This is a genomic window from Cryobacterium inferilacus (assembly GCF_019599185.1).
GTDB lineage: Bacteria > Actinomycetota > Actinomycetes > Actinomycetales > Microbacteriaceae > Cryobacterium > Cryobacterium inferilacus.
Genome location: NZ_JAIEUL010000033.1, coordinates 1 through 23,320, shown reverse-complemented (window position 1 = coordinate 23,320; position 23,320 = coordinate 1). Strand labels below are relative to the sequence as shown.

Annotated in this window: 10 protein-coding genes; all 10 read left to right on the top strand. The window is 67.8% G+C overall.

Annotated elements, in window-relative coordinates; genetic code table 11:
• Complete coding sequence (locus K2F54_RS18215) at positions 1–4,827, top strand: type I polyketide synthase (RefSeq protein ID WP_220607280.1); 4,827 nt, start codon at positions 1–3, stop codon at positions 4,825–4,827.
• Between the two features lie 38 nt (positions 4,828–4,865).
• Positions 4,866–5,891, top strand: a complete 1,026-nt coding sequence (locus K2F54_RS18210) for a hypothetical protein (RefSeq protein WP_220607279.1) — start codon at positions 4,866–4,868, stop codon at positions 5,889–5,891.
• Complete coding sequence (locus K2F54_RS18205; protein WP_220607278.1) at positions 5,881–7,779, top strand: beta-ketoacyl synthase N-terminal-like domain-containing protein; 1,899 nt, start codon at positions 5,881–5,883, stop codon at positions 7,777–7,779. The genes K2F54_RS18210 and K2F54_RS18205 overlap by 11 nt, the downstream gene beginning before the upstream one ends.
• Positions 7,780–7,843: 64 nt before the next feature.
• Positions 7,844–8,584, top strand: a complete 741-nt coding sequence (locus K2F54_RS18200) for a thioesterase II family protein (RefSeq protein WP_255577295.1) — start codon at positions 7,844–7,846, stop codon at positions 8,582–8,584.
• Positions 8,581–9,522: an ABC transporter ATP-binding protein gene (locus tag K2F54_RS18195; RefSeq protein ID WP_220607276.1), complete on the top strand. Its 942-nt coding sequence runs from the start codon at positions 8,581–8,583 to the stop codon at positions 9,520–9,522. The genes K2F54_RS18200 and K2F54_RS18195 overlap by 4 nt, the downstream gene beginning before the upstream one ends.
• Before the next feature lie 6 nt (positions 9,523–9,528).
• Complete coding sequence (locus K2F54_RS18190) at positions 9,529–10,662, top strand: ABC transporter permease (protein WP_220607275.1); 1,134 nt, start codon at positions 9,529–9,531, stop codon at positions 10,660–10,662.
• On the top strand, positions 10,659–11,780 hold the full coding sequence (locus K2F54_RS18185) for an ABC transporter permease (RefSeq protein WP_220607274.1): 1,122 nt from the start codon (positions 10,659–10,661) through the stop codon (positions 11,778–11,780). The genes K2F54_RS18190 and K2F54_RS18185 overlap by 4 nt, the downstream gene beginning before the upstream one ends.
• A complete protein-coding gene (locus tag K2F54_RS18180; protein ID WP_220607273.1) occupies positions 11,777–12,478 on the top strand; it encodes a 4'-phosphopantetheinyl transferase family protein in 702 nt (233 codons plus the stop codon). The genes K2F54_RS18185 and K2F54_RS18180 overlap by 4 nt, the downstream gene beginning before the upstream one ends.
• A gap of 1 nt (position 12,479) precedes the next feature.
• Positions 12,480–19,274: a non-ribosomal peptide synthetase gene (locus K2F54_RS18175; protein ID WP_220607272.1), complete on the top strand. Its 6,795-nt coding sequence runs from the start codon at positions 12,480–12,482 to the stop codon at positions 19,272–19,274.
• Positions 19,275–19,307: 33 nt separating this feature from the next.
• Positions 19,308–23,320 (top strand): non-ribosomal peptide synthetase (locus K2F54_RS18170; protein WP_220607271.1); only part of this gene is annotated, 4,013 nt, incomplete at its 3' end.

Genomic DNA, 23,320 nt, shown 5'->3' with positions numbered 1-23,320 from the left:
ATGAACTCGGTCAAGCGCATAGTCCTCGAGAAACTCTCTGAAGGTGCCATCACCAAGCAGGAGGCGATGGACGCTCTCACGGCGCTCTCCGAACCCAAGGAGACAGGGCTGAAGGAGATTGCCATCATCGGTATGTCCTGCCGCTTTGCGATGTCGCCGGACGTCGGGCAGTTCTGGGACAACCTCGTCAACAACCGCAACTGCTTCGTGTCCAAGCCCGCTGAGAAGCTCGTCGAGGATCGCGTCTTCGAGAACGCGCACTACGCGGAGTTCTACGACCGGGTCATGCACTCGCCGGAAATGGAAGATCTCGAGCGGTACGTGGGCCCGTACCTGGCCGACGCCGACAAATTCGACGCCCAGTTCTTCGGTATCAGCGACACCGAGGCAGACACGATGGACCCGCAACACCGTGTGTTCCTCGAACAGGCATGGAGCGCCCTCGAAGACGCCGGCTACTCCGAAGATCAGATCCGCGGCTCGCGCACTGGCTGCTTCGTGGGCCGCGACGGCACCAACTCGAACTTCTACCGCCACATGGTGGGACCGGAGAGCGCGTATCTCGGGGGTATTTGGGAGGGCATCCTCGCGAGCCGCATCAACTATCACTTCGACCTGCGTGGACCGTCCTATGTTGTTGACACCGCGTGCTCATCAAGCCTGGTCGCGATGCAGATGGCGATGCACCACCTCAGCACAGGGGAGATCGAGATGGCCATCGCCGGCGGCGTCTCCCTCACCTGCGGCGGCACCGACAACGACCAGGTCGACATCGACGACCTGCTCTCCCGCGACATCGCGCCGGGCTCCGTCGTGGCGGCGGACAACCGCATCCGTTCCTTCGACGCGAAGGCGGCCGGCTCGGTTTTCGGCGAGGGCGCTTCCGTCGTCATATTGAAGACGCTCGAGGCAGCGGAGCGCGACGGCGACCACATCTACGGGATCGTTCCCGCCATCGCCACGAACAGTGACGGCGCATCCAATGGGCTCACCGCGCCGAACCCCCGCGCACAAGCCGACCTCATCGTCGACGCGTGGAAGCGCGCCGGAATCGACGGCGCCGCCGTGGAGTATGTCGAGACGCACGGGACGGGAACCCCGCTGGGCGACCCCATCGAGGTCCTCGGCCTCACGAACGCTTTCGCGCAGGTGACCACCAACAAGCAGTTCTGCGGCATCGGCTCGGCGAAGAGCAACATCGGCCACACGATTGGCGCGGCCGGCGTTGCCGGCGTCATCAAGGTGCTGTTGGCCATGCAGCACGAGGTGATCCCGGCGTCAGTCAACTTCGAAGAGCCCAACCCGCACATCGACTTCCCCAACTCGCCCGTTTACGTCGTCGACCGCAACACCGCGTGGCCGCGTCGCGACACCCCGCGCTACGCGGGAGTCAGCTCGTTCGGCTTCAGCGGCACGAACGCGCACGTTGTGCTCCGCGACCATCGCCCGACCGTGCCGGTGGCCGCGGCGACCGCCCGGCCGCGGCTGTTCACGGTCTCGGCGAAGACAGAGACGGCCTTCCGACGCTACCTCGACTCCTATGACCGGTACTTCGCCGCCCAGCCCACCGCACCCTTGGAGGACATCAGCTTCACGTCGACATGCGGTCGCGGACATTTCGAGTACCGACTTGTGGTCGTCGCCTCGACCGTCGAGGAGCTGCGCACCAAACTCGCCGAAAGCCGTGTCGCCGGCTGGTCGGAGAACCCGGCACGTGGCGTATTCGTCGGCTCGCACCGGGTCGTCTCGGATCGCAAGCTCGAGCTGGCCCGCGGTGAGGTGCGCGAGCGGGACCTCGGCGACCTCAACCGCGCCGGCGAGCGGATCATCAGTGAACTAGCCGAAACGGACGGCCTCGCCGCCGGGGTGCTGGCGCGCGAGCTGGCCAGGAACTACGTGCTCGGCGCTGCCGTCGACTTCCCCGCCCTCTACGGCGGGACCGGGCGGCGCGCATCGCTTCCGACCTACCCGTTCGAGAAGACTCCGCACTGGGGCGTACCACGCACCAGCAAGATCGCACCCGAACGCGCTGAAAGCGGAACGCCGGTCGGCCAATCGCTCGTCACCCGGCTCCTCGTCGATGCCGGCGGGCTCAGTGTGTACGAGGCTGCGCTCTCGCCTGAGGAGCACTGGGCGGTACGCGACCACGTCATCATGGGGCACCGGTTCGTGGCCGGCACCGTGCTCATTGAACTGATGCTGCAGAGCCTGCGGCATCACCTGGGAACTGACCGGATCGTCCTGGATGACGTGATGTTCCTGAGCCCCGCGACCGCCGAGGACGAAGCCCCCCTCTTGGTCCAGATCATCCTGCACGACGCGGACGGCACCGTTTCCGTCGACGTCGTCAGCCGCACGGACGGCGACGAGGGGGACTGGGGCGTCAACGCCAGGGGAACCGCACGCGTACACACCCAGGCCGCGCCCGACCGGGCGCGGACACTCGCGGAGATCCTCGACGACCCCGACCTGATCATGCACGACGTGCCGAAACTGAACGAATTCGGCCCCACGTGGCAGAGCCTCCAGAGCATCCACCGCTCGGCGAGCGACCCTGACGACGCGTACGGCGTCATCGAGCTGCCCGATATCTTCCGGGACCAGCTCAACGACCACGCCCTGCACCCCGCACTCTTGGACAACGCCGTATCGATGGTGCCCTTTCTGCTCCACATGAAGCCCAGCGTGTACCTGCCCATGGCATATTCGGGGCTGACGGTGCACCGACCGTTCCCCCAGCGCTTCTATTGCCGCAGCCGCCGAATCCCTGCCCGCGGCAGCGAGCTGATGAGTTTCACGACAGAACTCGTCACCGAAGCCGGCGACATCATCGCGACCGTCGACCAGTTCTCCATGAAGCGCGTGTCGGAACTGGACGGATTCGTGTCGGGTTCGCACTACAGCCTCACCTGGCGGAACCTCCCCGTGCTGGAGAGCGCTGAGCTCGACACCGCGGGTGTCATTCTCGTTGTCGGCGGTGACGAGGCGATGGTGGGCGCCATCGCCGAGCGGGCCATGGGCGCGCAGATCCTACGCATCGAATTCGGCCACGAGCGCGTCGAAGCGGGGATCGGCCACGTCACAACCGAGGAAAGCGAGGAGGGCGTGGCCTGGGCGTTCGAGCGGCTCGGCGACATCCAGCCCACCCGGGTCATCGACCTCTCCGCGGCGACTCCGGGCCGGGACACCGTGACTGAAGATGAACTCACGCACTTGGTCGGCAACGGCCTGCACGCCTTCGCTGCACTCGTGCGCGGGTTGCTGGCACGCTGCACCGGGTCGGTGGAGTTCGTCGTCGTCGCTGACCACGCGCATGAGATCACCGGCGAAGAGCCGTTCATCGACGCGGGCAGCGCAAGCCGGCTCGCAATGCTCAAGGGGCTGCGCCACGAGTGCCCGAGCTTTACCTTCACCGCCGTCGACATAGACGTCACCACACCGCAGGACGCGATCGTCGCGGAGTCGCTCTCGACAGTGCCCGGCCGGGTCGTCGTAGCCCTGCGTGGGGTGGACCGTTTGGCCCCCGAGCTCATCGAGCGGCCCGTGGACGTCGGCGGGGTTCGCCCCGTCGACCTGCACGCCGACGGTTACTACCTCATCACCGGCGGCCTGGGCTCGCTCGGGTCTGTCATCGCCTCTGCGATGGCCAGGGTGAGCAACGAGCCACTCACCCTGGTGCTCGCGGGCCGAACACCGCTGCCGTCTCGAGCTGCATGGGACGGCCTGCGCGCCGCCGACCCGACCGGCAAGTTGGCGATGGTCATCGACAACATCCTCGATCTGGAGGAACGCGGCTCCACCGTCCACGTCGTCGCGCTCGACGTGGCGAATTCCGACGGCGTCCGCGAGGCGCTCGATCAGCTGCGGGTCGACCACGGGCCGCTGCGCGGCATCGTGCATGCTGCCGGTGTCGCCGGCGACGGGTTCCTCTTCACCAAGACCAGTGCCGACGTCGAGCGCACGCTCGCGCCGAAGGTAGGCGGCCTGCGCGCCCTCTCCACGCATGCCGACCCCGCAGAACTGGATTTCCTGGTCTCCTTCTCGTCGATGACGGCGCTCATTGGTGGCCCCGGTCAGGCCGACTATGCGGCAGCCAATGCCTTCCTTGACGCCTATACGCTGGGCCTGCGCCGACGCGGATTCAACGCGAAGTCGATCAACTGGCCCGGCTGGAGCGAGGTGGGCATGGCGGCCGATAGCGGCCTGGCCGGCTCGGCGACGTTCTTCGAGATGCTCTCGACAAGTTCGGCAGTCTCCGCATTCAACGAATTGCTCGTGCGGGACGTGACCGGGGTTGTCCCCGGGCGGTTCAATCCCGATATCTTCGTGCACGTAGGTGAGGAGTTCGTTCCGTTCGGCTTCTCCGAGGCGATCGCCCGCTCGATACGTCGGAGCCAGGCCAAAGCCAAGGCTGCCGGGGGGACCGACCGTGTGGAGGTCGCTCGCATCGCCGTGGAGAACATCGAACTGACGGGCAAGCCCGCCGATCAGTTCACCGAGCAGGAGCGCGTGGTCGCGTACACCTACGCGACCGTGCTCGGCCTGGGGGAGATCGATGTTTTTGACTCCTTCACCGCGCTGGGCGGCAACTCGATCGCGGCGACCGAACTCATGCGAGCCCTCAATGCGAGTTTCGGCGACGTACTGAATATCTCGGACATGTTCAGCTACTCCACTCCTGATGAGATGGCCGCGCGCATCGCGGAGCTGACGGGAACAACCGCCGAAATCGACGGAGAGGTCGAGGAGACCTTCGATCAGATGTTGGCCAAGCTCGAAAGCGGCGACATCGACGCCGATTCGATGCGCGAATTCCTCGGGAAGTGAGGCGGCATGCATCACCGAGCGCTGAAGGGAATGGTTCGATGATCGGTATTCTTTTCCCGGGCGACCGGGCATATCGCCCCGGCATCGGGCGTGAACTCCACGAGAATTTCTCGGTACTCGGCCCATATGAGACCGAATTCTCCCTGCAGACGGGATCCACGCTCGCCGATACCGTCTGGTACAGCGAGGCGACGGCGGCTGGTTCGTCAGCCGGAGCGAAGTCGGCCGCCGTTCTTGCGATCAGCTGTGGCTTCTACCAGACGTTCATGGCCACTTTCCCGCTGCCATCTCCGCCGGTCCTGATCGGTACCGGCACCGGTGTCCTCGCCGCACTGGTCTCAGCCGGGGCGCTCGAGCTCTCCCATGGAGTCGCGATAGCGCTCGGAGCCACCGCGCAGAAGTCGTGGTTCCAGCCCACCGACATCGCCGTTGCATCCCTGGATGACGCGGTCGTCCTCCGAGACACTGACGACATGCTCCGCGCGGTCAACGCGATCGGCGCCGAGGACGACGACTCGCAGCTTCAGGCGGACGCGCTCACCCGTCTCGGGGTCGAGATTGCGCTCGAGATCGGTCCCGGCGACACTATCGTCTCGCGCCTGCGTCCACACGTCGCCGACACGATGATCACCGGTGCGCTGGACACGTCCGTCAATGCGCAGAACTTTCTCGACACCGTGGCTGTGCAGAAATACCTGAACCTTCGCTATCTCGCTGAGCGTGCGCTCGGCCAGCTCGTGGGGACACGCAACCGGGTCGGTGGAACGGAGGGAGAGGACGCGGTCCTCGTGATCGGAAAGCGACTTCGACAGCTGCTGGCAGAGCAGCCCCTCCCCACCGAGCCAGCCGAGGCGCTGTCTGGGCGCTGGACGGACGCCGTCGTCACGATCATCGACCTGTGGGTTGAGAACGGTCGACTCAAGGGCTATTCCCCAGGGGAGATCACCGCTTCGCTGCGCGCACTCGAGAACTCAACACTGCTTCCGGTTCGTTTCCTCGCCGGATACGGTGCGGAGCCGACCTCCGGGCACAGGAAGAAGGAGGAGGGGATCCTTGCGCACTGACATTGCAGACGCGGTACTGGCGGGGCTGCGCGATGGGACCGTGTCGAAGGAGGCGGCCGTGACGCTCCTCCAACTCGTCAAGAAGGAAAGCCCGATCGCCGTCATCGGTCTCGGCTCACGCACCTCGGACTCCGACGATTACCACGACGTGTGGCGCACCGTGAAGGAAGGCGGCAGCCGAATTCGGCGCGCTCCGCTGCTCCGCGGCGACCAGATCGCCGCCGGAATGCCGCCCGGCACCCACGGCGGCCCCGAACACAACGCCAAGGGCGCGTACATCGAGGACATCGGCGCGATCGACAAGGCAGTATTCGGCTTCGACGACCAGGAGGCGGCGCACCTGCTTCCGCACGCGAAGGTCGTCCTCACGTCGGCGTTCCGGGCGGTCGAGGATGCCGGTCACGTCGGTGAAGCCGCGACTCGCTATCGCACCGGCGTGTACGTCGGTTACAACCACACCAAGGACCATCTGCAGTCCTTCCTCGGCTTGGCGATGATGACCGGTGCGATGACCGACCCCCAGGCCGCGATCTTCGGCAGTTGGACCAGTGGAATCGCCACCCGAATTTCCCGTGCCTTCGATTTCCGCGGCCCCGCGTACGTGATCGACGCCGCCTGCGCATCGTCCACGACGGCCATCGCAACGGCATGCGACGCGATCCGCTCCGGCCGCTGCGACGTTGCGGTCGCCGGCGGGTTCTACCTCGACTTCACCCCCGTGAAGCTGTACAACCGGGGCGGGCTCGCCGTCACCCCTGACGACGCGAGCGTCACCAAGCTCTATGACCGCCGCAACGTCGGAATGTACACCGGTGAGTACTCAGGCTTCGCGGTGCTCAAATCACTCGACAAGGCGATCCAGGATGGCGATCGTATCCACGGTGTCATCGAAGGGTGGGGGATTTCCAACAACGGCAGCGACGGACGGTTCGATCAAAATGCACCGGACGCCGTCGAGCAGGCGATGGTCGATCTCATCCGTTCAAGCAATATCGACGTCGACGACATCGGGTTGCTCCTGGGCGAGGGCTACGCGCACCCCATGGAGGAGGCGCTGGACACAATGGGACCGCTCGGTGCCATCAGGCGTTTCAGCAAGAGACGGCAGTTCGCTGCCCTCACGGCACTCACTCCCAACTTCGGATACCTTCAGTCCGCCGTGGGTATTGCAGACCTCACCGTCATGCTCCAGGCTCTCGAGCACCGGCTCATTCCGCCACTGCCCCACTTCGACACGCCTACCGACCTCATGGACCTGGTCGACTCACCGTTCTACGTGCCCACCTCGCTCGAGGAATGGCCGGAGTCGCCGAACGGTCGTCGGCTCGGGATCATCTACACCAACGGTTTCGGCGGCGCGAACAGCATGCTGGCTGTCAGTGGAGCACCGGCACCGGCACCGGCACCTGCCCCGCCAACGGGAACAGACGGAGCGGACACCACCGCCATCTACTGCGCCTCCGCGAGCGACCCCCAGTCGTTTGCGGCGAAACTCGAGGCGGACCTGGCGTTCCTCGATGAGGCGGTCGACGAGGACTTCGCCGCGATTTGCCACACGAGCGCCACCCGTCAGCACGTGCACGACGGGCACCGGATTGCGATCACTGCGGGCAGCCGCGCTGAGCTCGTTGAGATCCTCGGCCAGCATGTTGGCGGCGAACTGACGCCGCCGGGCGTGTACCTCAGCAGCAGCCTCGCCGGACCGCGTGGGCGGCGTCGCGCGGCTGAACCGGCGACCCCGGCCGAGGCGGCGGCAGCGTTCGCTCGCGGGGGGTCACCCGATCTGACTGCGTTCACCGCCCCGCCGGACAGGCGCATGATCCCGCTGCCGCGGTACCAGCTGCGGCCCACCCGCAGCTGGCCCGTGCCGGTGCCGGCGGGCGAATAACCGCCGCAGCCACCGACCTCCTCAGCCTCGCCCCGCTCATTCGAACCACAACCGAACGGTGACCATGCAACTCTTCTGCCTTCCGCACGCCGGAGGATCCGCGACAGCGTTCCTCCGCTGGCGACCCGAGCTCCCTGCCGACGTGGAGGTGCTGCCCATCGAGCTCGCTGGCCGAGGCACGCGCCACGACGAGCGACCGGCGATCGACGCCGCCAGTGCGGGAGCCGACGCTGCAATGCGCATTCTTGCTCAACGCCGCCCCGGGGTGCCATACGCGATCTGGGGACACAGCATGGGCAGCCTCGTCGCCTACGAGGCGCTGTCCTCGCTGCGCGAACGAACCGACGACCTCCCCGGTCACCTGATCGTGAGCGGGCGTTCCGCACCGCATATCCCGCTGAAGTCGAACGACATCCACAAGATCGCCAACGACGACGCGTTCATCGCCGCAGTCGACACCTACGGCGGCGGCACCAAGGAGGCTCTCGCGGAGCCGTCGTTGCGCGCCCTCTTCCTTCCCGTCCTCCGGGCGGACTTCCAACTGTCGGAGACCTACGCGTGGGCGCAGCGCGCCGCCGTCGACTGCCCCATCACTGTGGTCAACGGGGTGGATGACCTCAGCATCGATCGCCCCGGCGTCGACGCCTGGCGTGAGCTCGCCGCGACGGGAATCGACTTTCGCTCCGCCCCCGGCGGTCACTTCTTCCTCTACCAGAACCAGGACATCGTGCGATCCGTCGTCGCCGATGTCAGCGCGGCGCTCCAGCGCCGACGAATCGAACTGATCGGAAAGGGCACACAATGATCATCGAAGTCAACGACCTCAGGAAGTCGTTCGGGTCGAACGCGGCCGTGGCCGGCGTCACCTTCGACGTCGCGGAGGGCGACGCGATCGGTCTGCTGGGCCCTAACGGCGCGGGCAAGTCGACCACCATCAGCATGCTGCTCGGCCTCGTGAAACCGGACGGAGGCAGCGTGTCAGTTTTCGGCGAGGATACCCGCCGCTTGTCTGCGAAGACCCGCGCGTCGATCGGCTTTGTGCCGCAGGAGCTCGCGTTTTTCCCCGAGCTGTCCGGCCTCGCGAATGTGACCTACTGGGGAAAGCTGTACGGTCTGCGAGGCGGTGAGTTGAGCGCCGCAGTTCGTGAGGCGCTCGAGTTCACCGGACTCTGGGACCGTCGCAAGGAGGCAGCGAAGAATTACTCCGGCGGTATGCAGCGACGACTCAACATCTCCTGCGGCATCGTGCACAAGCCGCGGATCCTCATCATGGATGAGCCGACCGTCGGCGTGGACCCGCAGTCTCGTAACCATATTCTGGAGTCGGTCAGGGCGCTTCGCGCCGGCGGATCGACGATCATCTACACCTCCCACTACATGGAGGAGATTCAGGCCGTCTGCGATCGGGTCGTCATCATGGACGACGGGCGAGTCGTTGCTGACGGCGATATCGACGCGGTCGTCGACGAGCACACCCTCGAGCGCATCGTCCTGCTCGAACTGGAGACGCCGGAGCAGGCGGCGGCTGACGCCGACCGCGTCCTCGCTGCCGGGATCGCCGCCTTTGACAAAATCGAGCTCGAGGAGTCAACGGTCACGCTGCGACTGGACCCTGCCCGCCGCTTCGCCGACGTAGCAAAAGACGTGTTCGCACTGGGCCTGAACCTCGTGAGCATCAGCGAGAAGCGCCCCACCCTTGAGACGGTCTTCCTGAGCCTGACCGGCCGGACGCTGAGGGACTAGGACACTATGCACATCATCGGAACACACTTTCAATACGCGCTCAGGAAGGCCTGGGCGGAGAAAAAGGTCTCGCTGATCCGTCTGCTCCAGTTCGTCGGCATCACCGTCATCCTGGGGGTCGCCTTCAACTCGGCGTTCCAGACGCCGGACTTCGAGAAGGTCGGCATCGGCTACGTCTCCGAGGACCTCGGCGAGGGCGGGGCGACCTACCTCGAGCAGTTGAGCGGGACCGCGGCGTTCCAGGACGTCGCCGAGTTCACCGAGGTCGAAAGCTCCGCCGCGGGGCGCTCCCTGGTCCAGGACGAGGAGCTCGGTGCGCTCCTGGTCCTCGGCGAGAACTTCACTGCGGATCTCGACACTGACGGCGGACAGGCGACAGTCGAGGTGTACAGCGAGCAGTACTCTGGCATCAATTACATCGTCGTCAGCTCCGTCGTCGACGGCTTCAACAACGGCGCGAACGCCTCCTGGGCGATCCAGAGTCTCGGCGAGCAGCTCGATGCGTCCGGCCAGAGCACGGCCATCGAGCAGCAGTCGATCGACGACGTGCGCGAGATGACCGGGATCATCTACTACTCCGTTGGAATGCTCCTGTTCTTGCTGCTCTTCGGCGCCGAGTACGGCTCGTTCGGTATCAGCCAGGAGTACCTCGGTGCGATGCAGTCACGCACTCACCTTGCACCGCAGAAGACCTGGCAGATGATAGTCGGGAAGCTGAGTGCGTACAGTCTCGTCACCTTCGTGCAAGGGGCGCTGTTCATGTTGATCACGGGGCTCGCGCTCGGGGTGCCCTGGGGTGACAACCTTCCGCTCGCTTTGCTGGTCGTCTTCGTGTTCGGCGCCTTCGCGATCTCCCTCGGAATGGCGATCATGACCGTCACGCGGGACATGCAGAAGACGACGACGATCATCCAGGTCGTCCTCATCGGCTTCACCTTCCTCGGCGGAGGTTTCATCGCGATCGACCTGTTCGGAGCCGAGCAGATATCACCGAACTTCTACGCGAGGGAGGCACTGTTCGCCGCCGTGTTCGGGGACGGACTTGACGTCGCCTGGCGCAACATCGGCATCCTCGCCGCGCTGATCGCCGGCCTCACGGGAATCAGCGCGATCGCTGCGAGCAAGAGGAGAACCGCATGACCATCATCGCCAACAACCTGCGACGCATGTTCCGCAAGAAGTCGAGTTGGGTCTACCTGCTACTGATCCCCGTCGTCGTGAACGTATTCATCATCTCGCTCTCCGTGCAGGAGGCGAGGTGGGTCATCGGCGTTCACTCCGCGGAGACATCTGAGGTGACCGAGTCGTTCACCGACACCTTCGGGGCAGACAGCACGATCGTCATCGTCGAAGACCCGTCGACGCAGACCGCGTCGCTGGAGGATTCGGCGTACGACCTGGGAATCAGCTTTCCCGCCGGCTATACGGACAGCGTGATCGCCGGGGAGAGCCCCGTCGTCACTGTCATGGACCGTGGAGACAACAATCAGACCGACTCGCTCAAGCAGCGGGTCGACACCTACCTGGTCGGTGTGAACGCAATCGGCGTTGCGGCTGCAGGGGACGAGGCGCGGTTCTCCGATGCGCTGACGATATACCTCGAGGAGAAATTCGCGGCCGAGTATCTGAACTTCGACCTCGGCAGCACGGAGGAGGCGACGAAGTCGGTCACGGCGCTCGGCTTCCTTGCCTTCGGCCTCGTTCTCATGATGGCGTCGGCGGCGAGCATGCTCCTCGACGATCGCATCCGCGGCGTGTACGACCGCGTGCGGACGACGCCGCTGCGGTCCAGCAGCTATTTCGTGCAGTACTTCATCAGCATGGGGCTCATCGCGGCGGTGCAGGTTGCCGTGGTGCTCGCGGTCATCCCGACCCTGACCCCGGTGTCGTTCGGGACGACTGCGACGCAGATCGGCGGCGTGGCGCTGTCGGCACTGTGCTTCACGGCATTCTGCACGGCTCTCAGCGTCCTTATCTTCCGCTTCGCGAAAACCGCGATCTTCGCGGCGACGCTGTACTCGGTACTGACGCTGCCGATGCTCATGCTGAGCGGGGCCCTGTGGCCGCGCGATGTGATGCCGGAGGCGATGCAGCGCATCGGCGACTACCTTCCCGCCCGCTGGTTCCTGGCGGCAGCGGAGGAAGCGCTCCAGGACAACGGCTTCGCCGGCCTCGCTGGACCGCTGGGGCTGCTTGTCGGCCTGTCGGCCGTGCTGATCATCGCGACCTTCACGATTCGCACGGAGAAGTACCGGTGACGGTGGTCGCGTGCGCGGACGGCACCACTGTGACGGAGGCGGCGATCGACCGGCTCGCGCTCGGCATGCCGGCGGAGCGGCTCCTCCGCTGGCGGCGGATCAGCCACCGCCCCACGGCGAGGAGCTCTGTCCTGGCCTACTGGCTCGCGCGCGTGGTCCTCGACCGCGCGACGCACGGTGGCGATTCCGCACGCGGCTGGCTCATCGACGAGCGGGGCAAGCCCCGGCTCGTCGACGGGCCCCCCTTCAACCTTTCCCACACGAAGGAGGTACAGGTGTGCGCGGTGTCCGGCCGCCAGGTCGGAATCGACGCCGAGCGTGTTGACGAGCGCGCCGTCGAGGCGTGCCGCGTCATCGCCACAGAGCGCGAGCGCGGCGTGATTGACGCGTCTGCCGAGCCCGCCGATGCCGCCACGCTGCTGTGGGCCATGAAGGAGAGCTTCGCGAAGCGCTCCGGAGAGGGCCTGTCCGAGGAGCTCGCGTCGACGGACCTGGGCGAGCCGCTCTCTGACACACGCTTCGAGTCCTGGCGCCTGCGGGACCATTGGATCGTCAGCTGCGATCACGAAGGCTCCGAATCGCACGGCGACCTCGAGGTGCTGCCGGCTGCCGACCTGGTCAGCGCTAGCGACGTTCTGCTCTCCGGCGCGGTCGGCGGAGTCGAGCCGGCAGTGCTGGCCGGCCAGCGGACGCTCTGACATGACGATGGGGGAGGAAAGAGGAACGCTCGGAAGGGCGACGCTGCCCACGGCGGCCGAGTCGGAACTTCCCGGCCGCGGCGAGGCTGCCCTCGCAGCGGCGGCGCTCGTCCTCGGCGAGCTGGGCGAGGCCTCGACCGTGGAATTTGTCGTTGCTGTCCAGGGCCGCGACGAGGTCAGGGTCGAGCTTCCGTCAGACCGGGATCGGCCGCTCGCGGCGCACCTCGCCGACGTTGTCGCGACCCTCCGCGCGGCGGGCATCGCTGTGATCGACGGTGCCGCCACAGCGCGTACCCGGCTCGACGCGCCGTGGCCGACGCCGGAGACCGTGGAGGTGATACTCCTCGACGACGAACCCGCGCGCGTTCGGGTCGGTCGTTCGGAGGATCCGGTGGACCTTTCGGCGCTGCTGACGGGCCGCCTCGACGCCGTCGTCACCGCGCTCGTCGCCGGGTCCGACGCTCGGGCCGGGCGCTCCGTACCGCTGCCGCGTGCCGAGGGTGACCTGCTCGAGATTCTCGGCACCGGGCCGCGCACTGAGCTGCGCACCACCGTTGTGGCACTCGTTGACGCAGCGATCCGCGCCGACCCCAGCGTGCCGCTCCTTGTCGACAGGGATGTCTCCATCAGCTACGGTGAGGCGGACCTGCGCGTCGACGCCATGAGCGCGGTCCTCACCGCGGCCGGCATCGGCGCCGGGGACCGCGTCGTGATCTGCACCGAGCCGAGCGTCGATCTTGTCCTCATCGTCCTCGCGGTCTTGCGCTGCGGGGCCGCGTATGTGCCCGTCAGTCCCCGTGACCCCGCCGATCGCCGTGCTTTCATCCTCGCCGAGTCCGGTGCCCGGGCGGTCATCGGCGATGATGACGTCCTCGCGACTGCGGGCTCGGCTACCTTCATCGACGTCACCGCGTTGCGCACCGCGCCCGCCTCCCCCCGTCGCGTGGTCGACGTGTGCCCAGATGACGCGGTGTACGTGATGTTCACCTCCGGCACGACGGGGCGGCCGAAGGGTGTCGTTCTCACCCATGGCGGCGTCGCCAACCTCATCACGGGACTTGTTGCGCACACGGGTATGCCCCCGAGCGGAGCCGTGCTCTTTCACACCTCTTTCGCGTTCGATGCGTCGGTGTCCGAGATGCTGCTGCCCGCAGCGACCGGGAGGTCCATCGCTGTCGCCCGCGACGGCCTCGACCTCGTCGCCCTGGCCGACACCATCGAACGGCACGGCGTTGGCCTCGTCAGCATGGTGCCCAGTGTGCTGACCGCGTTCCTCGACATCGTTGAGGAGCGGATGACGTTGCGCACGGTCACGACATTTCTGTCCGTCGGCGAGGCGCTCCCGCCCCGAATCGCCCGCCGCTTCCACCGCATCGCGGAGCGGCACGGCTCGGCCGCGACGCTCGAGAACATGTATGGGCCGACCGAGACGAGCGTGTTCGCAACCGGGAGCCGGATCGGTGCCGACGCCGCGCGGGTGACCCTGGGCCGCCCCCTTCCCAACGCTCGCGTCCGCCTGCTCGAGCCTGATGGTATCGAGCCTGTCGGCGTCGGCGTCCCCGGCGAGATCTGCATCGCCGGCGCCGGCGTGGCCAGCGGTTATGTTGACCGCCCCGAGCTGACCGCGAGCCGTTTCATCCCCGATCCGCTCGGCGAGGGACCCTTGTACCGCACGGGCGACATCGGACGGTGGCTGCCCTCCGGCGAGCTCGACTACCTGGGCCGCCGCGACGACCAGGTGAAAGTGCGGGGTCAACGGATCGAACTGGGCGAGATCGAGGAGGCCCTGGCCGCGATCGACGGCGTGCGGGACGCGGGTTGCTGCGTGCGCATCGACGACACGAGGAGCAGCCTGCACGCGTTCGTCGTGACGGACGACGCTGAGGCTGCTGAACGCGCCCCGCTCGCCCTCGCCGCGGTTCTCCCCGCCCGAATGCTCCCCGCTTCCTGCACCCGCCTGGACAAACTACCCGTGAACGGCAACGGGAAGCTCGACCGGGTTCGCCTGGCGGCGCTCGTGCCCCGGCCGACAACGGCGACCGGCGCACCTCTCACCGGTGAGACGGAGCACGAGGTCGGCGCCGTCGTCAGCCTGGTACTCGGCATCCGGGAGCCAGGAGCCGATGACTCGCTGCTCTCGCTCGGCGGCGACTCCCTCACCGGCGTCCTCGTCGTCGGGGAGCTGCGGCGGCGCGGCCGCACGATCGACCTCGCGTCTCTGCTCGCCGGTCGCACGCTCCGAGAGTGCGCGGCTGGGTCCGGTCGCGTCGCCGATGCTCCCGACCCGACGGACGACGAATGGATGGAGACGGCGTGGATCGCCGAGGAGCGCCGGAACGGTCGGGATCCGCGAGTGACCGCGGCGATCAACCCCGCCCCGGGCGTCAAAGTCCCCGACGATATCGAGGCGGTCCTGCCGCTCACGGCGATGCAGGCCGGAATCGTCTACACAACGATGCATGACGAGGACGACACGGCGTTCGTCGTCCAGCAGCGCTACGACGCCGCTCCCGGCCGACTGTCGGCCGAGGCGTTGCTGGTGGCCGTTCGCGCCGTTGCGGCTGGGCATCCGGCGCTGCGTGTGCGCATCGTCCCACGCGCTGACGGCGGCTTCACGCAGCTCGTTCTCGCCGGAACCCAGCTGCCGATGGTCGTCGTGGAGGCTGAGGACGAAGCAGCGGCAGCCGCACTCCAGGACACCGATCGGCGCACCCCCTTCCGCTTCACCGGTGAACCACTCGCGCGGGTCCTCCTGATCGAGACGCCCGAACGGCAAAGCCTCATCCTCACCTACAATCATGTGATCCTCGACGGCTGGTCGCAGGACCTCCTCCTTCTTGAGCTCATCGCCAGGCACGACGGGTCGGCGGCGCCAACTGGTACTCCGGCCGATCGCGAATCCACGGTGCGCGGATACGGCGGAGCTGTTCGCGCGCAGGTGCGCGCCGCCGCGCAGAGCGTTCAGGACGAGGACGGGTGGACGGCGATGCTCGCCGGGTTCGAGCGAGACTCGACAGCGGTGATCACCGCCTCACGTTCGCCGCTGGGCGACGCCATCGGGTCCGTCTCGCTGCCGCTGACCCGCACCGCCGGCGACGCGGTAACATCCGTGGCAACCCGTCTGGGCGTGACGGTGAGCGCGGTGGTCGAGTCCGCCTGGGCCGTGACGCTGGCAACGGTCACGGGCGTGGCCGACGTGCTGTACGGCAAGACCGTGACGCAGCGCGGACTGCCGGTCCCCGGCATCGCCCAGGTCGCGGGTGCCCTCATCAACACCGTTCCCGCACGCACCCGCGTCGAGCCGGGCACCAGTCTCGCGGCCCTCGTGAAGAGCGTGCACGCCGCTTCCCTCTCGGCGCTGCCTCGCGCCCACGCCCCGCTGGCTGAAACGCTGCGCCGAGGCGGCCTGACCGCCGCGGCGCTCGGAACGCTCTACCTCTACGAAGGGCTCTCGCAAGCGCGTTCGGCGATCGAGGCGGCGGGCCTGGATCTGCGGCGGGAGAGCACCGAGCGGACAGGTTTCGAGGTCACGCTGCTCGCCTCCGAGACGCACGACGGCCTGCTGCTGACAGTGCTCTTCGATGGACGCCGCTTCGGTAGTGACGATATGTCTCTGCTGCTGCGGCACCTGGCGGGTACGCTCGCGCTGCTCTCCGTCGACCCGTACGCGCTCGTCGGCGACGTGCCCACGTCCCTCCCCGACGAAGCCACCGAAGCGGAGCTGTGGCCGTCGCGACCGGACGCACGGGTCGACGTCGCGTTCCGCCGGGTCGCCGCGCGACACCCCGAACGACCCGCGCTCGTGCACGGAGATGACAGCCTCAACTATGCTCAGCTCGACCGCGCCTCTGACACCGTCGCGGCGCTGTTGGCGGCAGCCGGCGCTGGTATGGGTGCGACCGTCGGTCTGATCGCGCGGCGCAGCGCGCCGACGCTCATCGCGATTCTCGGAATTGTGAAGGCCGGGGCCGCGTATGTTCCGCTGGATCCCGGCCTCCCCGATGAGCGCCTCCGCGCGATCATCGAGGGCAGTGGGCTCGCCGCCATCGCGGTGGTGGACGACCTGGCGCGGGACAGAATCGCCGGCCTGGCGGGATCCCCGCTGGTGGTGGACACGCGGTCTGCTCAGCCTCATGGAGGCGGCACCCGGCCTGTGACCACGTCAGTCGACGGTCCAGTCGCTGTCTTCCACACCTCGGGGACGACCGGGCGTCCCAAGGGCGTCGTCGTCCCTCATCGCGCAGTCGTTCGTCTTGTCGTCGACGTGGACTACGTGTCGCTCTCGCCGGAGAGCGTCATCCTCCAGTGCGCATCGCTCGCCTTCGACGCTGCCACCTTCGAAATCTGGGGTGCGTGGTTGAACGGCGGCGCGCTGGTGCTCCTCGCCGAGGACGCTCACCTCGATTCCGTCCGCCTCCGAGCCGCGATCACGGGGCACAGCGTCACCCACATGTGGCTCACAAGCTCACTCTTCAACATGCACGTTGAACATGACCCGGCGCTCTTCGCAGGCGTCAAGGAACTCCTCGTCGGCGGGGAGCGGCTTTCGCCCACCCACATCCGCCGCCTGCACCAGCACGACGGTACGACGAGCATCATCAACGGATACGGTCCGACCGAGACGGGCACATTCGCGACCACGCACCGCGTCGGGCGCGGCTTCCGCTCGATCCCGATCGGCAGGGCCGTCCCCCGCACCGGATTGCATGTGGTCCGGGGCGGCCGCGCACTCGGTACCGGAATCCCGGGAGAACTGTGGGTGACGGGCGACGGGGTGGCTCTTGGCTACCTCGATGATCCGGAACGGACGGCCGAACGATTCGTGACGAACCCCTTCGGCTCGGGACTGGCCTACCGTACGGGCGACCTCGTACGCCGCGACGCCGACGGCACCCTCGATTTTCTCGGCCGAATCGACGATCAGGTGAAGGTGCGCGGCCACCGCGTCGAGCCTGAAGAGATCGTCACGGCGCTCGAGGACGTCGAGACGGTCGGGCGTGTCGCAGTGGTCGCGCGGACGACCACGACTGGCGCGACCGAACTCGTCGCTTTCGCAACCCGGCTGACCGTAGATGATGCGGAACCTGATATCGAAGGACTGCGTGCGCGGCTGAACGAGGTGCTTCCCTCCTACGCCGTGCCCGCCGAGATCCGGGTCCTCCCGGCACTGCCGCTCACCGCGACCGGGAAAGTTGACCTGGCGGAACTGCGGCGGAAGGCCGCCGTGCCGTGCCGAACCAAGCAGGACTCTTCGTCGGAGGGTTCGGATTCGGACGCCGTGACAGGGCGCACTGGCGTTGAACGCGCCGTGCTGGCCGCCTACGCACTGGCGCTCGGCGCGACCGTGACGGTTGACACCCGGTTCCTGGAGTCGGGCGGAGACTCCCTCAAGGCGATGCGAATCGTGCACCTGCTCCGGGCCGGCGGCTACGACGTTGCCGTGCGCACCGTGCTCACCGCTCCGACGCCCGGCGGAGTGCTCGCTGCGGTCACCGAGGGGGCCCCCAGCACCCAGACTTCCGCTGGAGCCGCTTCCCCGGACCCCTCGACCGCTCCCGAGCTGCATCCGATCCATCGCGGGGTGTACGCGGCATGCGCGGCCGACCCGTGGAGTCGTGCGTACAACGTGCCGTTCGCGCTCATCTGCGACGGCCGAGTGGATGCCGTGCGGCTCGCCGAAGTCCTCACCGGCATCGTCGCCCGGCACCCGGCTCTGCGGCTGCGCGTAGAGCTCACTGATGACACCGTGTTGGGCCGGACGACGTCGGCGCGACCGATCGCCATCGAGACCCTCGCGTACCACCCTGATGTCATGACACTCATCGATTCCTTCGCGCGGCCGTTCCATCTGGACGACCCGCCGCTGTTGCGGGCAGGAATCGCCGCGTCCGCCGACCACGATGTGATCCTCCTCGACGTCCACCACATCGCGTTCGACGGCACAAGCCTCGGGATCCTTCTTGACGAACTCACTTCTGGGCTTGGAAAAGGCCGGACGGGATTCGTGCCCGCTCCTCTGCCGCCGAGCGGTGCCCCCGAGCGCGCGGCCCACCGACCTGACGATCTGGCGCACTGGCTTGACGTGTTCGACACGCTGCCGGAGCCCGCGACGACGATGTTCGGCGGTTCCGGCTCGGCCGAAACGCTTGCGGGTGCGGCCCTCACAGTGCCGAAAGAACTCCGCGCCGCTGTGGACGCGCTCACCGCGCGGGAGGGGATCACCCCGTTCGCCGTGTATGCAGCCGCCGTCGCCGCGCTTGTCCAGCGATACACAATGCTCGACGACGTCGTCATCGGCGTCCCCGTCGACGTGCGCGCCGCCGAGGGGCGCACGGGAGAACTGGGCATGTGGGTCAACACAGTCCCTCTCCGACTCCGGCCAACCGATGACTCGACGCTTCGGAGCCTCCTGCACGAGGCGAGCACGGTGGCGTCGACGGCGCTCGAGCACAGCGCGGTGCCCCTCGCCACGATCACCTCGGCGCTCACTGCCCGGCACGGGACGGCGGCGCGTGGTCTCGTCGAGATCGCCCTCGCCTTCCGCGCCGCGTCGCCCGCCGCCGTCGATCTCGGGCGGACCATGGCCCGCGTCGTCGGGCCGGTGAGCCTCCAACCGAAGTTCGCCATCGAGTTCACCCTCGAACGGTCGGAGTTGACCGACGCACTCGGCGTCGAATACCGGTCCTCGGTCCTCGACGCCGACTCCGCCGCGCTCCTGCTTGACCACCTAGTCCACCTCGTGTCAGCGTTCGCGGGGGACCTCGACCGTCCCCTCGTCGACATCGACTTCCTCTGATCCACGGCGACACGTCGCCATCCAGGAGCACTCATGACCACCATCGCCAGCATCGGCCGGTTCGCCTCCGACCACGGGTCGGCACCCGCACTCACCTGCGGCGACCGTACGCTCAGCTACGCGGAACTGAGCGGAGCGGTCGGGTCCCTTGCCCGGCGCCTCGTCTCCACCGGTGTGAGGCCGGGGGACTTCGTCGTCGTCGTCGCCCACCGCAGCGAGCGGATGATCGTGGCCGAACTGGCGGCGCTCGCCGCTGGCGCCATCTTCACGCCCGTGGAGCGTCGGCAACCGGCTGAACGCCTGCTCCGGGTGGTCGCGGACGTGGCTGCCCGCTGTGTGATCGACTGCGATGGCGACCTCGTCGTACCCGGCACCGCAGTCCTCCTCCTCGACGAGGCTATGCTCACCGACTCCACTTCCGCCCCTGCGTTCACCGTGCCGCACGGCGATGCCTCGACCGCCGTGTACTGCATTTACACCTCCGGCAGCTCGGGGACCCCCAAGGGCGTCGTCATCGAAGACGGTGGCCTCCAGAATCTATGCACTGCCTTCATTGCCCCGCTCCTGGAGGAGTCGAAAGTCGCTCACATCGCGCTGCTCGCTTCCTTCGCGTTCGATGCGTCGATCAAGATGATCTACGGCGCACTCACCACCGGACGGCACCTCGTCATCCTCACCGACGATGAGCGCGATGACGTCCTCGGACTCGCCGACCGCCTTGCCGTCCTGGGCGTCGACGCCTTCGACTGCACCCCCTCGTACCTGCGGGCGCTCCGGCGCGCCTGGGAACCCGCGGGGATCGCCCCACGGCTGGCCGCGCTGCTCGTCGGCGGGGAGGCTCTCGATGCGCAGACCGCCGACTGGGCGTCCTCGGCGCTCGGTGCGGTGGTGTCGAACGTTTACGGCCCGACGGAGGCCACCGTCGACGCGACCGTGCACCACTACGTCCCGGGCTCTGGGACCGTGAACATCGGTGCACCGATCCCCGGAGTCGACGTGCGGATCGTTCGGGGAGGCCGCCCTGTCGGCACCGGGCTGCCGGGTGAACTGTGGATCGGCGGCGTCGGAGTCGCCCGTGGTTATGTCGGCGACCCCGGTCTCACCGCCGAGCGCTTTGTCATTGACCCGTTCGGGGTGGGCTCTGGACGCTACTATCGCACCGGCGACCTCGCCCGCCGCGTGCCTGACGGCTCGTACGCGTACCTCGGCCGGATGGACGACCAGGTGAAAATCCGCGGCTTCCGTGTCGAGCCGGCCGAGATCGAGCACGCCATGACCGACCTCGCCGACATCACGGGCGCCGCCGCAATCGTTGTCGACGACGAACGCGGATCTCGACTCGTCGGCTTCTTCAGTTCCGGGGCACCGATCGACGAGCAGGCGGCCCTCGACGCCCTGGCCCGCGTGCTGCCCGAGCACATGGTACCCGTCGCTCTGGCTCGCGTCGACATGCTCCCGCTGACCCCGAACGGCAAACTCGACAGGGCTGCGCTTCGCACCCGTGGGCTACCCGCCCCCACGGTGCAACCGGTCAGTGCAGCGACAAGCACGGAGCAGACCGCCGTTGTCGAGGCCGTCGCCCACGTCCTCCACCTCGACGAGGTCAGCGTCGACGCCGATATCTTCGCGCTCGGCGGCGACTCCATCTCCGCCATCCTCATCGTCGCGGCCCTCGCACGACGCGGCCACCGGATCCGCGTGCGTGAGGTCATGCGGCTCCGCACACCAGGGGCGATCGCCGACGCCCTGGCTCCCGTCGGGGCACCGCTGGCGGCACTCGCCGCGGACGGCGCGATTGTGCCGACCCCTCTCCTCACTGACTTCCTCTCCCGGGGCTACGCGGACCCGCACCACCACCACCAGAGCATCGAGATCCCACTCGCCGCCGCGCACCTCGCGCACGTGGCCCCGGCGCTCGTCGAGCTCGTCAGGCGGCACCCAGTGCTCGGCGCGCGACTGGCAGTGGACGGCCTCGTCGTCCCCGCCCCCGGGCACACGTCGCCCGTGCTCCTTCACGATTGGGACCTCGCCGGCCTGAGCCAGCAGGCTGCGCAGGACGAGCGCGAGAGGCTCGCGACGGCTCTCTTGGGAGGATGCGACCTCACGACAGGACCGCTCCTCGCCGCGGCCGTCGTATCAATGCCCGACGGCACCTCCCTCTTCCTCGCCGCTCACCACCTCGCGGTCGACGCCGTGTCCTGGCGGATCATCGCCGATGACGTCACCACTGTCCTGACGGCTTGTTCCGCCGGCCTCACGCAGCCCCGGGCGGCCGCCTCCGCGCCGTTCCGAGAGTGGGCGGCCGCCCTGCATGCGTTCGGCCGCTCCTCGGAGGCGGAACACGACCGCTCGCACTGGACGGGAGTCCTTCAGGCCGCTGCCGAACTGCCGGAGCGGCTGCGCCCCGCCGCCGCTGCTCCGTCGCACGCGGCCGTCGGGCATCGGATCGTGCTCGACAAAACGGCGACGGCGGCCCTCGTCGCCGGGCACGCGACAACGCTGCTTGCCGGACCGCAGGAGATCCTCGTCGCCGCCGTCACCGCCGCAGCCCAAAGCGCATGGGGCCTCACCCGGGTTCCGCTGCTGATCGAATCACACGGGCGCCCCGAGGACGTCGCGGCGCTCGACGGAATCGACGTGTCGGCGACTGTCGGCTGGTTCACCGCCGTCTATCCGGTCGTCGTCATCGCAGACGGTGGCGCCGCCGAGCTGATCCGGGCATCCCGCGAGGCGCTTCGGTCGGTGCCGAACGAGGGACTGACCGCGGGACTCCTGTTCCCCGCCGAGCACGCCCGGGCGGGACTCGGCGTTGTCAATTTTCTCGGTGACTCTGGTGGTGGCAGCCTCAACCCATACGGTGAGGCGTCCTCCGCACGCAACACCGATCGGCAGGCGTTCTCGGTCGACGCGGCGGTCGTCGGGGGCGAACTTGTCGTCGACCTTCGACTGCGGGCGGACCTCGCCGCCGACGTGGCCGTCGTGGACGCGCTGCGCTTCGCCCTCGAGGACTATGCGGCGACCGAGCGCTATCGCTCCGTGCAGGGTGTTCTGCCGTCGGATCTCGGGCTGCGAGGCGTGGGCATCACCGAGCTCGACGCCCTGCTCGCCCGGGCCGGAGGCACCGTTGAGGCGGCGCATCCACTCACGCCGCTGCAGGAGGGCATGCTCTTCGAACACCTCGCGGGCGGCACCGACCACATTGTCCAGCTCGAATACGAGCTTGCGACATCGTTCGATCGCGACCGTCTCGAACGCACGATGGTAGAACTCGGCCGGTGCACCCCGGTGCTGCGCTCCCGTCTGGTTTCGGATGGCGTCGGGGTCCCTCTGCAGATCGTCCTCGCCTCCTCGCCCCTCCCGTTCTCGGCTGTCGACCTGCGGGGTCGACCGACTGAGGAGCAGCAGGCCGTGATGCGGGCCAGTACCGAAGAGCAACACGCCCGGCCTTTCGACTTGGCGGGGGAGGCGCCGTTCCGCTGCGACGTCTTTGCGCTCGACGACCTCTCCACCCGGGTCGTCTTCACCCATCACCACGTCATCCTGGACGGCTGGGGTCTCGCCGAACTGTGCCGCCGCTTCGCCGAGATTCACCACGAACTCGGTCAGCAGCAGCCGCGGCTGCCAGCAGGGGACGGGGGAGAGACTCCGACGTTCGCCGAGTATGCGACGTGGGCGTCCGAGCTGGATCCCTCGCGCAGTGACGCCTACTGGGCAGAGGCGCTCGGCGGCTACGAAGCGACCGCCGCCCTGCCGCTCTCTGGCGAGACGGCCGGCGTGGGTACGGAGCGGGTTGACAGGGTCGGGTCGGCGTCTCTCGCGGTGCGGCTTGGTGAGCGGTTCGCGGGAACCGGTGCGACGCTGGCCCACGTGGTGCAGGCGGCTTTCGGTCTGGTACTCGGGCGGGCGTGCGGCAGCGAGGACGTCGTGTTCGGCTCTGTCGTGTCCGGGCGTGATGTTCCGTTGCCGGGAATCGACCGCACGGTCGGACTGTTCATCAACACGGTCCCGGTGCGGGTGCAGGCGTCGCCGGAGGCGACGGTGTCGGA

Excerpts from the sequence above, each read along its gene's own strand:
- K2F54_RS18185 (WP_220607274.1), top strand. The coding sequence starts at position 10,659 with ATGACCATCATCGCCAACAACCTGCGACGCATGTTCCGCAAGAAGTCG.
- K2F54_RS18175 (WP_220607272.1), top strand. The coding sequence starts at position 12,480 with ATGACGATGGGGGAGGAAAGAGGAACGCTCGGAAGGGCGACGCTGCCC.
- K2F54_RS18190 (WP_220607275.1), top strand. The coding sequence starts at position 9,529 with ATGCACATCATCGGAACACACTTTCAATACGCGCTCAGGAAGGCCTGG.
- K2F54_RS18215 (WP_220607280.1), top strand. The coding sequence starts at position 1 with ATGAACTCGGTCAAGCGCATAGTCCTCGAGAAACTCTCTGAAGGTGCC.
- K2F54_RS18195 (WP_220607276.1), top strand. The coding sequence starts at position 8,581 with ATGATCATCGAAGTCAACGACCTCAGGAAGTCGTTCGGGTCGAACGCG.
- K2F54_RS18200 (WP_255577295.1), top strand. The coding sequence starts at position 7,844 with ATGCAACTCTTCTGCCTTCCGCACGCCGGAGGATCCGCGACAGCGTTC.
- K2F54_RS18210 (WP_220607279.1), top strand. The coding sequence starts at position 4,866 with ATGATCGGTATTCTTTTCCCGGGCGACCGGGCATATCGCCCCGGCATC.